Genomic DNA, 13,156 nt, shown 5'->3' with positions numbered 1-13,156 from the left:
GACGCTCTTCCGATCTGGCCCTCGGTCGTGGACTTTACCGCGATCTGTGTCTTTTGGGCTTCAGCGTCCCGGCCGCGCGCGATCAGAACAGCAGGTTGAACCGCAGCAGCGCCTGGACGCGCTCGAAATTGGCGAGATCGAGCGAGCGCGGGTCGTCGATCGCCTTGCCGGCGACCTGCACGTTCACGGTGCCGGACAGGCCGGCGTTCTTGGCGATGTGCCACGAGAAGGTCGGCCCGAGATACAGCGCCTCGCCCTTCAGCCGGTCGAGCCCCATGCCCTCATAGGCGCGCAGGTAGCGCATCTCGGCGCCGACGACCAGCACGGGGGCGACCCGGCCCGACAGGGCGACATGGATGGCGACGTCGGAATCGTGCGACCATTCCCTGGCGACGAGATCCTTGGAGGCGCCGGCGCCGTACCAGAGGTTCACGGCGCCCCACAGGCGGTCCTTGATGAACTCCTTGTCCATCAGGGCGGCGAACTCGCTGCCGTACTGCTCGACCCGCCGGCCGGTCGCTTCGTCGACCCGGTTCCAGCCCGGCTGGGCGTGCAGCGTGAGGCCGAACGGCATCACCTCGCGGTCGAGCACCTTGTAGCGCAGCTCCACGGCGCCGCCCTGGACCGAGACCTGCTGGTGGTCGTCGAATCCCGCCACGTTCCTGATGCGGTTGCTGCCCCAGGCCACCGCAGGCGCGATGCGGAAACTGTCGGTCAGCGTGAACTTCATCAGGTTGAGGGTCGAGGTCGCGAAATAGCTGCCCGACCGCTTGCCGAACAGGCCGACATTCTCGATCTCGAGCTCGATCTCGCCCTTCGCGCCGATGTCGGAGCCCATGGTGAAGCCGAAGATGTGCTCGGTGTCGACGTGATCGTCGCCGGGCGCGGGCGCGGCGCCGATCTTGCCCGCCGGACCGGCCTGGGTCGCGGACGCATAGGCGGAGAGCCACTGCGGCTGCTCGGCCGCCGCCGCTCCCCCGCCGAGAGCCAGACCGCCGAGCGTGAGCACGGTCGCGGCGCCCACCACGGCTGCGCCGAGCCGGCAGCGTTCGGCCAGCGCGCGGACGGACAGACGGCCAGCGCGGCGCGACGCCGTGCGAGAAAATCGTGACATGGCAATCCCCAAACAAGCGGCCGTCCCCCCGGCCGGAATACCACCAGGGTGCGGTTGCGAAACCGGCGCGTCAAGTAAGTTTGACAACGAGTTCAATATGTTAGAACGGATGTAAACAACCATTGCCCGTGTCCCCCCAAGTGCTTGATCACGCTGTTGCCGAACCGCGACGCGGTCCGGAATTCGGGCGGCGCAACCGTTACGCCGTCCCGGCAGGCACGCGCCGCCTCGCCAGCACGCCGTTGCGCGGCGCGAACAGGAAGGCGAGGCCGAAGAACAGCGACTGGGTGAGGACGATGCAGGCCCCGGGCGCACCGTCGATGTGGAAGCTCGCCAGCGTGCCGATGGCGGCCGACAGCATCGCCGTGGCGACCGCGACGGCGAGCATTCGGCCGAACCGGTCGGCGAGCAGATAGGCGGTCGCGCCGGGACCGATCAGCATGGCGATCACCAGGATGATGCCGACCGCCTTCAGCGAGGCCACGATGGTGAGCGCGAGCAGCACCAGCAGGCCGTAATGCAGCACGCGCACCGGCAGGCCGATGGTACGGGCGTGGCCCGGGTCGAAGCAGTAGAGCAGCAGGTCGCGGCGCAGCGCCAGCACCACCAGGAGCGTGCCGCCGGCGACGATCGCGGTCTCGATCACGTCGCGCACGCTCACGCCCAGCACGTCGCCGAACAGGATGTGATTGAGATGCTGGTCGGTCTCCACCTTGGTGAACAGCACGAGGCCGAGGCCGAACATGCCGGAGAACACGATCCCCATCACGGTGTCCTCCTTGATGCGGCTGTTCTCCTTCAGGTAGCCGGTGAGCAGCGCGCAGGAGAGCCCGGCCGCGAAGGCGCCGACCACCAGCGGGAGTCCCGCCACATGGGCGATCACGATGCCGGGCAGCACGGCGTGCGAGATCGCGTCGCCCATCAGCGACCAGCCCTTGAGCACCAGGTAGCAGGACAGCACGGCGCAGACCGCGGCGACCAGCAGCGACACCACCAGGGCGCGCTGCATGAACGGATAGGCGAGCGGCCCGGTGATCCAGTCGGCGAGCATGCTCATGGCGCGACCTCGCGGGCCTGAATCGCCTCGCGGGCCTGAATCGCCTCGCGGGCCCGAGCCGCCTCGCGGGTCTCGCCGAGGCCGGCGGCCCGCCGCCGCCGCGACGCCAGCACGCCGTGCCGCGGTGCGAAGACGAAGGCCGCGAGGAACAGCAGCGTCTGCAGCGTGACGATGACGCCGCCGGTCGCGCCGTCGAGGAAATAGCTGAGATAGGCACCGACCGCGCTGGTCGAGACACCGAGCGCGACGCTGATGCCGATCAGTCGGCCGAACCGGTCGGTGAGCAGATAGGCGGTCGCGCCGGGCGTCACCACCATGGCGATGACCAGGCAGGCGCCGACCGTCTGCAGCGCCGCCACGGTGCAAGCGGAGAGGAGTGTGAAGAACACGATCTTCAACGTCGTCACGCGCAGGCCGATGCTGCGCGCATGCGCCTCGTCGAAGAACGTGACCATCAGGTCCTTCCACAGGAGCGCCATCACGGCGAGCGACACGCCGGCGATGACGGCGACCTGCACGATGTCCTCGTCCGAGATGGCCAGGATGTTGCCGAGCACGATGGTCTGGATGCTCACCGCGGTCGGCCGCATCGAGGCGATCAGCAGGCCGAGCGCGAACAGCGACGTGAAGACCAGGCCGATCACGGCGTCCTCGCGCAGCTTGGTCTTCTGCCGCACGACATACATGGCGAGCGAGGCGAACAGGCCCGCGACGAAGGCGCCGGCCGCGAAAGGCGCGCCCAGGATCGCGGCGACGGCGACGCCCGGCACGATGGCGTGGCCGAGCGCGTCGCCCATCAGCGACCAGCCCTTGAGCATCAGATAGGCGGACAGGAACGCGCAGGTGCCGCCGACCAGCGCGCTCACCCAGATCGCCTTGCGCATGTAGTCGTAGTCGAACGGCACCAGCAGCTCGGCGAGGAGGCCGTCCATCACGTCCTCCCCTCGCCGTCCGAATCCGGGTCGCCGTAGAACACCAGCGGCCGCTCGTCGTCGGTCAGCACGGTGAGGCTGCGGCGATCGGCGTCCTGGTGCAGCGCCGCGCCGCCGAGCCGGAAGTTCCGCAGCGCGCCGCCGAAGGTGCGCTGCAGGTTCTCCGGCGTGAACACCTCGGCGGTCGCTCCGGCGGCCAGCACGGTGCGATCGAGCAGCACGACCTGGTCACAAAAGTCCGGCACGCTGCCGAGATCGTGGGTGGAGACCAGCATCACGTGGCCGGCCGCCCGCAGCTCGCGCAGCAGCGCCACGATGGCGCCTTCCGTCGTCACGTCGACGCCGGTGAACGGCTCGTCCAGCAGGATGATGCGCCCCTCCTGGGCCAGCGCGCGGGCCAGGAACACGCGCTTCTTCTGTCCGCCGGAGAGCTCGCCGATCTGCCGCTTGCGGAAGGCCGCCATCCCGACCCGCTCCAGCGCCTCGTCGACCTTGGCGCGATCGGCGCGCGCGGGAATGCGGAGCATGTTCATGTGGCCGTAGCGGCCCATCATGACCACGTCCTCGACCAGCACCGGAAAGTTCCAGTCGACGTCCTCGCTCTGCGGCACATAGGCGACGATGTTGCGCTTCAGCGCCTGCGCCACCGGCATGCCGCACAGCCGCACCGCGCCGGCCGACGGCCGCACGAAGCCCATGATCGCCTTGAAGACGGTCGACTTGCCGCTGCCGTTGATGCCGACCAGGGCGCAGATGGTGCCGGGATCGAGCGCGAAGGAGGCGTCGCGCACCGCGGTGGTCCCGTTCGGATAGGTGACGCTGACGCGGTCCACCAGGATGCCGTCGCCGCGGGGCGGCCCGGCCGGCGTCCCCGGCACCACGTTCGACGCCGGAGACGGCGAGGCGAGGCGATCGGTCGGCACGGGGGCGTTCATGGCGTGCTCCCGATCATGTCCCCAATCCCGATCATGTCCCGAACCCCTTGGCGATGGTCTCGACCGTCACCTTCAGCAGATCCAGATAGGTCGGCACCGGACCACCCTCGACGCTGAGCGAGTCGACATAGAGGACGCCGCCGTAGCGGGCGCCGGTCTCGCGCGCGACCTGCTTGGCGGCGCGATCCGAGATCGTGCTCTCGCTGAACACCACCGGGACGGCGTTGGCGCGGACCAGGTCGATCACCTTGCGGACCTGGCGCGGCGTGCCCTGCTCGTCGGCGTTGATCGGCCACAGATAGGCTTCGCGCAGGCCGTAGTCGCGAGCCAGGTAGCTGAACGCGCCCTCGCTGGTGACCAGCCAGCGCTGCGGGGTCGGGATGGCGGCGAGGCGGGCCCGCAGCGGCGCGTCCAGTGCCTTGATCCTCTCGGCGTAGGCGGCGGCATTGCGGGCATAGGCGTCGGCGTTGGCCGGATCGTATCGGGCCAGCGCCTTGCGGATGTTCTCCACGTAGAGGAGCGCGTTGGCGGGCGACATCCAGGCGTGCGGATTGGGCTTGCCCGTGTAGGGCCCCTCGCCGATGCCGAGCGGCTCGATCCCCTCGGTGACGACGACGCTCGGCACCTCCCGCACGTTCTCGAAGAACTTCTCGAACCAGCGCTCGAGATTGAGCCCGTTCCACAAGACCAGGTCGGCGCCCTGCGCCCGCACGATGTCCTGCGGGGTCGGCTGGTAGTCGTGGATCTCGGCTCCCGGCTTGGTGATCGACTCCACCACGGCCCGATCGCCGGCGACGTTTTTCGCGATGTCGGCGATCACCGTGAAGGTGGTGACCACCTTGAAGGGCTTGGCGCGCGACCCGCCTCGGGACGGGTCGCCTTGCGCCTGCGCTCCCGCGCCCGGAAGCAGCATCGTCGCGATCAGGGCGAGCCCGAAGATCCGCGCCAGCATGGAGCCGGTCGTCATCCGCTTCTCCTCCCGGGGTTCGCCGAGACCGGCGTCCCGCAATTGCAAATTATTTGCAAGTAAGATGAGGCCGACGCGACAGGTTTGTCAACACGTGTTGCGAATGACTTGCAGGAAGAGCCAGCGGCAGTTCGTCACTGGCGCCGATCCCGACACGACCATTCGCGCGCGCGCCGCCGCGCGACGGATCGGCGGCCTGTGATGCCAGGGAGAGCGGGGACCGAGCCGACTGCTGCGGCTACTCGGCTGGCGCGGCGTGGCCGACGCGCGGCGTCTCGTCGGGCCCGCTGCGGCCCGCCTGGCCCTTGCCCCACCAGCGGCGGTGGAGGCGGTCGAGGAGCAGATAGATCACCGGCGTCGTGTAGAGGGTGAGCACCTGCGAGACGACGAGGCCGCCCATGATGGTGATGCCGAGCGGGCGGCGCAGCTCGGCGCCGGGTCCGGTCGCCAGCACCAGCGGCAGGGCGCCGAGCAGGGCCGCGAAGGTGGTCATGAGGATCGGGCGGAACCGCGCGACGCAGGCCTCGCGGACCGCCGCCGCCGGCGAGAGGCCCTGCGTTCGCTCGGCTTCGAGGGCGAAGTCGACCAGCATGATGCCGTTCTTCTTCACGATGCCGATCAGCAGGATGATCCCGATGAAGGCGATCACGGTCAGCTCGGCCTTGAAGAGCTGCAGCGCCAGCAGCGCGCCGAGGCCGGCGGACGGCAGCGTCGAGATGATGGTCAGCGGATGGGCGAGGCTCTCGTAGAGCACGCCGAGCACGATGTAGACGGCGAGCAGCGCCGCCAGGATCAGCAGCGGCTGCGCCCCGGCGCTCTGGGCGAAGACCTTGGCGTCGCCGGCGAAGTCGGTGCGGATCGAATCCGGCAGATGCATCTCGTCGACGGCCTGGCGGATCGCCGCGCCGGCGACCGCGATCGGCGTCTCGGCGGTCAGGTTGTACGTGATGGTGACGGCCGGGAACGGTCCCTGGTGGTTGATCACCAGCGGCGCGAGGCCGCGCTCGAACCGCGCCACCGCCGACAACGGCACCTGCACGCCCTTGCTGGCCTGGACATAGACGCGGTCGAGATCGGAGGGGTCGCGCTGGTAGCGCGGATCGACCTCGAGCACCACCCGGTACTGGTTGCGCTGGGTGAAGATGGTCGAGACCTGGCGCTGCGAGAACGCGTTGTTGAGCGCGTCGCTGATCTCCTGCACGTCGACGCCGAGCCGCGCCGCGGCGACCCGGTCGATCACCACGTCGGCCTGCAGCCCGCCCTGCTCGCGGTCGGTCGAGACGTCGATCACGCCGGGGATCTTGCCGATCCGCTCCTGCACCTTGGGCACCCAGGTCTGCAGCTCGTCGAAGTTCGGCCCCCACATGGTGAACTGGTATTGCGAGCGGCTGGAGCGGCCGCCGACCCGCACGTCCGAGGCCGGGAACATGAACACCCGCACGCCCGGAATGCCCATCAGCTTTCCGCGCAGCCGGTCGACCACCCGCTGGGCCGTCACGCCGCGCTCGGACAGCGGCTTCAGGCTGATGAACAGCCGCCCGTTGTTGACCGAGCCGCTCCAGCCGGAGCCGCCGACCGACGAGCCGACGCCCGACACGGCGGGGTCGGACAGCACGATCTCGGTGGCGCGCTGCTGGAGCTGCAGCATCTCCTGGTAGGACACGTCGGTCGCCGCGATCACGCCGCCGAAGATCAGCCCGGAGTCGTCCTGGGGCATGAAGCCCTTCGGCGTGACGATGTAGAGATAGACGGTGAGCCCGATGGTGAGGAGCAGCGACAGCACCGCCATGAAGCGATGGCGCAGCACGACGTCGAGGCTCGCGCCGTAGCCGCGCAGCAGCACCCCCATGGTGCCGTCGACGATGCGGTCGAGCCGGCCGGCATGCCCGGGCGGACGCTTGATGAAATGGGCGCAGATCATCGGCGTCACCGACAGCGACACCACGGTGGAGACCACGATGGCGGCGGCGAGCGTCACCGAGAACTCGCGGAAGAAGCGCCCGACGATGCCGCCCATGAACAGGATCGGGATGAAGGCGGCGATCAGCGACAGGCTGATCGAGACCACCGTGAAGCCGATCTGGCGCGCCCCCTCCAGCGCCGCCCGCACCGGCGACAGCCCCTTCTCCAGATTGCGGAAGGCGTTCTCGATCATCACGATGGCGTCGTCGACGACGAAGCCGACGCAGACCACCAGCGCCATCAGCGACAGATTGTTGATCGAGTAGCCGAACGCCCACATGGCCGCGCAGGTGCCGGCGAGCGACAGCGGCACCGTCACGCCGGCCGCAATCGTGGCGGCGCCGTGGCGCAGGAACACGAACACCACCAGCATCACCAGGACGATGGTGGCGAGCAGCGTGAACTGCATGTGGTTCACGCTCGCCCGGATCGTCTCGGTGCGGTCGGTCAGGATCGAGATCTCGAGATCGGCCGGGATCCAGCGCCGCAGCTCGGGCAGGAGCTCGCGGATGCGGTCGACCGTGGCGATGACGTTCGCGTCGGCCTGCTTGGTGATGATCAGCAGCACCGAGGGCTCACGGTTGAACCAGGCGGCGGAGCGGCTGTTGCGGGTGCTCTGGTCGACCGTGGCGATCGCCGAGAGCCGGACCACGGCGCCGTCCCTGGAGCGGACGATGATGTTCTCGTAATCGCTCACGTCACGAAGCTGGCCGCTGGTGGCGATGGTCTCGCCGAGCCGGCTGCCGTCGAAGGTGCCGAGCGGGCCGGTCGCATTGGCGTTGACGATCGCGGTGCGCACGTCCTCCAGCGACAGACCCATCGAGGCGATGGCGGCGGGATCGACCCGCACCCGGATCGCCGGCTGCTCGGCGCCCGAGACGTTCACCTCGGCGACGCCGTCGACCTGGGCGATGCGCTGGGCGATCACCGTGTCGGCGACGTCGTAGATGGCGCTCGCCCGCATGGTCTTGGAGGTCAGCGCCAGGATCAGGGCCGGCGCCGCGGCCGGATTGAGCTTGCGGAAGGTCGGCCGCGACGGCATGTCGCCGGGCAGGTCGGAGAGCGCCGCGTTGATGGCGGCCTGCACGTCGCGGGCGGCGCCGTCGACGTTGCGGCTGAGGTCGAACTGGACCACCACCGAGGTCGAGCCGAGCGACGAGGTGGAGGTCAGCTCGGTGACGCCGGGGATCTCGCCGAGCCGACGCTCCAGCGGCGCCGCCACGGTGGCGGCCATGATCATCGGGTCGGCGCCGGGCCGGCTCGCCGACACCCGGATGGTCGGCAGGTCGACGGCCGGCAGGCTCGCCACCGGCAGATGGTCGTAGGCGACCAGCCCGATCAGAAACAGCCCGATCGCCAGCAGCGTCGTCGCGATCGGCCGCGCGATGAACGGGCCCGAGAAGTTCATGGCGCACCTCGGGCGAGGGGCGCATCGAAGCCGGAGACTCGGGGAAAGACCGTTACCCCCCTCCCCACCCCTCCCCCGCAAGGGGGGAGGGAGCGGGCTGCGGCGTGCGGTGAGGCCGCGAGCTGATCAAGACGGCAATACGGCTGGCGCAAAGCATCGGCGATTCCAGCGTTCCCTCCCCCCTTGTGGGGGAGGGACAGGGAGGGGGATACGCGGCGCCTCGACATCCCCCTACTCCGCCGGCCGGACCACGGCCGGGCCGGCGATGCGGGCGCGGACGCGTTCCATGGCGAGGTAGATCACGGGCGTCGTGTAGAGCGTCAGGAGCTGGCTGAGCAGCAGGCCGCCGATGATGGTGATGCCGAGCGGGAAGCGCAGCTCCGAGCCGGTGCCGCTCTCCACCGCCAGCGGCAGCGCGCCGAACAGCGCGGCCAGCGTCGTCATCATGATCGGGCGGAAGCGCAGCAGGCACGCCTTCACGATGGCGTCGCGCGGCGACAGGCCCTCGCCGCGCTCGGCGTCCAGCGCGAAGTCGATCATCATGATGGCGTTCTTCTTGACGATGCCCATCAAGAGGATGATGCCGATCAGGGCGATCACCGAGAGGTCCTGGCCGAACAGCATGAGCGCCAGCAGCGCGCCGACGCCGGCCGAAGGCAGCGTCGAGAGGATCGTCAGCGGGTGGATGTAGCTCTCGTAGAGCACGCCCAGCACGATGTAGATGGCCACCACGGCGGCGAGGATCAGCCAGGGCTCGCCGGCCAGCGACTTGGCGAACTCGGCCGCGTCGCCCGAATAGCTGCCCGTGATCGAGGCCGGCATGCCGATCGCCTGCTCGGCCTGCGTCACCGCCGCCACGGCGTCCGACAGCGAGGCGCCGGGCGCCAGATCGAAGCTGACGGTCGCGGCCGGGAACTGCGCCTCGTGCATGATGGCGAGCGGCGCGGTGGTGCGCTCCAGCGTCGCCACCGCGGAGAGCGGCACCAGATTGGTCGAGGTCGACGGCGCCGTCGAGGTCGCCGAGGTCGAGCTCGTCACCGAGGTCAGGATCGTCGACGAGCCGACCGGAAGGAACAGCTTCGACAGCGTGGTCGGATCGACCTGATATTCGGGCTTGGCCTCCAGGATCACCCGGTACTGGTTGGCCTGGGCGTAGATGGTGGAGATCTGGCGCTGCCCGAAGGCGTCGTAGAGCGTGTCGTTGATCGACTGCATCGACACGCCGAGGCGGCCGGCCGCGTCGCGGTCGATGCGCACGAACAGGCGCAGCCCGCCGTCCTGCGCCTCCGAGGCGACGTCGCGCATGCGCGGATCCTGGCGCAGCCGCGCCACCAGCTTGTCGGCCCAGCCCGACACGTCGGCGGCGTCGACGCCGGTCAGCGTGTACTGGTACTGGGCGCGGCTCGCCCGGGTGCCGATCTGGATGTCCTGCACGGGCTGGAAATAGACCACCATGCCGGGAATCGGCGCCACCGCGGCCTTCAGCCGATCGATCACGCCGTCGACGAAGAGGGCGCGCTGGTCGCGCGGTTTCAGCATCACGGCGAGGCGGCCGGCATTGGGCGTCGGGTTCATGGTCGAGACGCCCACCACCGAGACGACGCCGGTGACGTCGCCGTCGCGGCGGATCGCCGTCACCACCTCGTCCTGCAGGCGTTGCATCTCGGTGAACGACACCTCGGGCCCCGCCTCGGTGACGGCCGTGATCATGCTGGTGTCCTGCAGCGGCAGGAAGCCTTTCGGAATGATCAGATAGAGCCACACGGTCGCGGCGAGCGTCAGCGCCGTGACGACGAGCGTCGCGGCCTGCCGTTCCAGCACCCAGTCGAGGCTCCTGCGGTAGCCCGAGAGGCTCGCCTCGACGAGGCGGTTGAAGGCGCGCCCGACCGCGCCGCCGCCCGTGCCGGTGTCGGCCCGCCGCAGCAGGCGCGAGCACATCATCGGCGTCAGCGTCAGCGAGACCACGGCCGAGACGACGACCGCGATGGTCAGCGTCAAGGCGAACTCGCGGAACATGCGGCCGACGATGCCGGTCATGAACAAGAGCGGGATGAACACCGCGATCAGCGACACGGTCAGCGAGATGACGGTGAAGCCGATCTCGCGCGCGCCGTCGAGCGCCGCGGTCAGCGGATCCTCGCCCTCCTCGACGTGGCGGACGATGTTCTCGATCATCACGATCGCGTCGTCGATCACGAAGCCGGTGCCGATGGTCAGCGCCATCAGCGACAGGTTGTTGAGGCTGAAGCCGCAGAACCACATCACGCCGAAGGTGGCGACCAGCGACAGCGGCAGCGCCACGCCGGCGATCACGGTCGCCCGCACGCTGCGCAGGAACAGCAGCACCACCAGAACGACCAGGCCGATGGCGAGCACCAGGGTGAACTGCACGTCACGCACCGAGGCGCGGATCGTGTCGGTGCGGTCGCTCACCACCTGCAGGTCGACGCCGACCGGCATGGCGGCGCGCAACCGCGGCAGCTCGGCCATGATGCGGCCGACCGTCTCGATGACGTTGGCGCCGGGCTGGCGCTGGATGTCGATCACCACGGCGGGCTTGCCGTCGTACCAGCCGCCGACCTTGCTGTTCTCCAGCCCGTCGACCACGTCGGCGACGTCGCGCAACAGCACCGGCGCGCCGTTGCGATAAGCGATGATCTGGGCCCGATAGGCCTCGGCCGCCTCGAGCTGGTCGTTGGCGGCGATCGTGTAGGACTGGTGCGCCCCGTCGAGCGAGCCCTTGGGCCCGGCCACGTTGGCGTTGACGATGGTGCCGCGCAGATCCTCCAGCGCGATGCCGTAGGCGGCGAGCCGCGCGAGGTCCGCCTGGATGCGCACCGCCGGCTTGAGGTTGCCCTGCACCGAGACGCGGCCGACGCCGCTCACCTCGGAGAGGCGCTGGGCGATCATGGTGTCGGCGAGGTCGCTCATCTGCCGCAGCGGGATGGTCGGCGAGGTGAGCGCGATGGTGACGATCGGCGCGTCGGCCGGATTCACCTTCGAGTAGGCGGGCGGATAAGGCAGGTTGCGCGGCAGCGTCGAGCCGGCCGCGTTGATGGCCGACTGCACGTCCTGGGCTGCGGCGTCGATGTCGCGGCCGAGATCGAACTGCAGCGTGACCTGGCTGACCCCGAAGGAGCTCGACGACACCATCGAGTCGAGCGCCGGGATCTGGCCGAACTGGCGCTCCAGCGGCGCCGTCACCAGGGCCGCCATGGTGTCGGCGCTGGCGCCCGGCAGGCGCGTCGTCACCTGCACGGTGGGGAAGTCGACCTGGGGCAGCGAGGCGACCGGCAGCAGCCAGTAGCCCAGGAGGCCGCCGAGCATCACGGCGACGCCGAGCAGCGATGTCGCTATCGGCCGTCGGATGAACGGCGACGAGACGCTCATCGCACCGTGCTCCCCGAACCGGCTCCCTCGGTCCGGCGGCGACGCTCACCGGCGGCGCGCTGCTCCTCGGTCGGCTGCGTCGTGCCGGCGGCGGGCGGCGGCACGGAGGAGGCCGGCGCCTCCGCCTGCGGCGCGGCGGGCGCGCCGGCGCTGGGCGCAACCGCATTCGGGGCGCCGGGGCGGCGCGGCCGATCCGCCGGCGCACCCGGCGTGCCGCCGGTCGAGACGGTGACGCGCTTGCCGTCGGCGAGCTGGGAGAACCCGGTCGTCACCACGCGGTCGCCGGACGCGAGACCGGTGGCGATCACGGCGGTGGTGTCGTCCTGCTGCGTCACCGTGACGGGCGTCACCGCGACGGTGTCGTCCGGCTTCACCACATAGGCGAAGGTGCCGTTCGGGCCGCGCTGCACGGCGGCGGTCGGCACCGTCACGACCCCCTTGAGGGTGTCGACCAGGAGCTTGACGTTGACGAACTGGCCCGGCCAGAGCTGAAGGTCGGTGTTGGGGAACTCGGCCTTCAGCTTGACCGTCCCGGTGGTGGAATCGACCTGGTTGTCGATCACCTGCAGGACTCCGCGGTCGAGCGTCTTGCGGCTGTCGGTCCCGAGCGCCAGCACGGACAGCCGCTCCGCCCCGAACGCCTTGTTGACGGCGGCGAGCTGCTGCTGCGGCAGCGTGAAGATCACCGAGATCGGCTTGATCTGGGTGATCACGACGATGCCGGTGGTGTCGGTCGCCTTCACCAGGTTGCCGACGTCGACCTGGCGGATGCCGGTCCGTCCGGCGATCGGCGCCACCACCTTGGTGTAGTCGAGATAGGCCTTCTGGTTGTCGATGGCGCCCTGGTCGGCGTTCACCTGCGCCTCGAGCTGGGCGACGGTGGCGCGCTGGGTGTCGGCCTGCTGCTTGGTCGCGGCGTTGCTCTGGGCGAGGCGGATGTAGCGCTCGAGGTCGAGCTTCGCGTTGGCGAGCTGTGCCTCGTCCTGCGCCTTCTTGGCGACGGCCTGATCGTACTGGGCCTGGTAGATGGTCGGATCGATCTCGGCCAGCACGAAGCCGCGCTCGACGTCCTGCCCCTCGGTGAAGTTCAGCTTCAGGAGCTTGCCGTCGACCTGGCTGCGCACCGTCACGGTGTTGAGCGCCCGGGTGGTGCCGACGCCGTCGAAATAGACCGGCACGTCGGCCGTCTTGGCCGCCGCGGCGAGCACCGGCACGGGCATGTCGCGGCCGAAGCGGCCGCCTCCCCCGGGACCGCCCCGCGCCATGCCGGGTGGGCCGGTCGGCGCACCGCCTCCGCCCGGGACGAAGCCGGACTGGGTCACGATCAACCAGGTCACGCCCGCCATCACGGCGAGCGTGATCAGATAGCCGAGAACCGTGCGGCCGCGCCG

General features: G+C 69.8%; 8 protein-coding genes. All 8 read right to left on the bottom strand.

Annotation, left to right across the window (positions count from 1 at the left end; genetic code table 11):
• Positions 1 to 82: 82 nt before the first annotated feature.
• Entirely contained in the window at positions 83 to 1,114 is a 1,032-nt protein-coding gene (locus CH341_RS09060; protein ID WP_245430959.1) for a hypothetical protein, read from the bottom strand.
• Between the two features lie 199 nt (positions 1,115 to 1,313).
• Entirely contained in the window at positions 1,314 to 2,171 is an 858-nt protein-coding gene (locus tag CH341_RS09055; protein ID WP_111418716.1) for a metal ABC transporter permease, read from the bottom strand.
• On the bottom strand, positions 2,168 to 3,103 hold the full coding sequence (locus CH341_RS09050) for a metal ABC transporter permease (RefSeq protein WP_111418715.1): 936 nt from the start codon (positions 3,101 to 3,103) through the stop codon (positions 2,168 to 2,170). The genes CH341_RS09055 and CH341_RS09050 overlap by 4 nt, the downstream gene beginning before the upstream one ends.
• The gene (locus tag CH341_RS09045; protein ID WP_111418714.1) at positions 3,103 to 4,038 is read right to left on the bottom strand and encodes a manganese/iron ABC transporter ATP-binding protein; all 936 of its coding nucleotides are present in this window, start codon (positions 4,036 to 4,038) and stop codon (positions 3,103 to 3,105) included. The genes CH341_RS09050 and CH341_RS09045 overlap by 1 nt, the downstream gene beginning before the upstream one ends.
• Positions 4,039 to 4,069: 31 nt before the next feature.
• Positions 4,070 to 5,005 (bottom strand): metal ABC transporter substrate-binding protein, encoded by a 936-nt coding sequence (locus CH341_RS09040; RefSeq protein ID WP_111418713.1) that lies wholly within the window; start codon positions 5,003 to 5,005, stop codon positions 4,070 to 4,072.
• A 238-nt stretch (positions 5,006 to 5,243) separates the two neighbouring features.
• Positions 5,244 to 8,375, bottom strand: a complete 3,132-nt coding sequence (locus CH341_RS09035) for an efflux RND transporter permease subunit (protein ID WP_111418712.1) — start codon at positions 8,373 to 8,375, stop codon at positions 5,244 to 5,246.
• Between the two features lie 231 nt (positions 8,376 to 8,606).
• Complete coding sequence (locus CH341_RS09030) at positions 8,607 to 11,765, bottom strand: efflux RND transporter permease subunit (RefSeq protein ID WP_111418711.1); 3,159 nt, start codon at positions 11,763 to 11,765, stop codon at positions 8,607 to 8,609.
• On the bottom strand, positions 11,762 to 13,156 hold a 1,395-nt coding region (locus CH341_RS09025; RefSeq protein ID WP_111418726.1), incomplete at its 5' end, for an efflux RND transporter periplasmic adaptor subunit. The genes CH341_RS09025 and CH341_RS09030, both read right to left, overlap by 4 nt.

Source organism: Rhodoplanes roseus, from assembly GCF_003258865.1.
Lineage (GTDB): Bacteria > Pseudomonadota > Alphaproteobacteria > Rhizobiales > Xanthobacteraceae > Rhodoplanes > Rhodoplanes roseus.
The sequence above is the reverse complement of the archived record's forward strand: the minus strand, read 5'-3'. Positions and strand labels throughout refer to the sequence as shown.

What these genes read in the sequence shown, in the direction of transcription:
- CH341_RS09040 (WP_111418713.1), bottom strand. Translation starts at nt 5,005, where the DNA reads ATGACGACCGGCTCCATGCTGGCGCGGATCTTCGGGCTCGCCCTGATC.
- CH341_RS09045 (WP_111418714.1), bottom strand. Translation starts at nt 4,038, where the DNA reads ATGAACGCCCCCGTGCCGACCGATCGCCTCGCCTCGCCGTCTCCGGCG.
- CH341_RS09035 (WP_111418712.1), bottom strand. Translation starts at nt 8,375, where the DNA reads ATGAACTTCTCGGGCCCGTTCATCGCGCGGCCGATCGCGACGACGCTG.
- CH341_RS09030 (WP_111418711.1), bottom strand. Translation starts at nt 11,765, where the DNA reads ATGAGCGTCTCGTCGCCGTTCATCCGACGGCCGATAGCGACATCGCTG.
- CH341_RS09050 (WP_111418715.1), bottom strand. Translation starts at nt 3,103, where the DNA reads ATGGACGGCCTCCTCGCCGAGCTGCTGGTGCCGTTCGACTACGACTAC.
- CH341_RS09060 (WP_245430959.1), bottom strand. Translation starts at nt 1,114, where the DNA reads ATGTCACGATTTTCTCGCACGGCGTCGCGCCGCGCTGGCCGTCTGTCC.
- CH341_RS09055 (WP_111418716.1), bottom strand. Translation starts at nt 2,171, where the DNA reads ATGAGCATGCTCGCCGACTGGATCACCGGGCCGCTCGCCTATCCGTTC.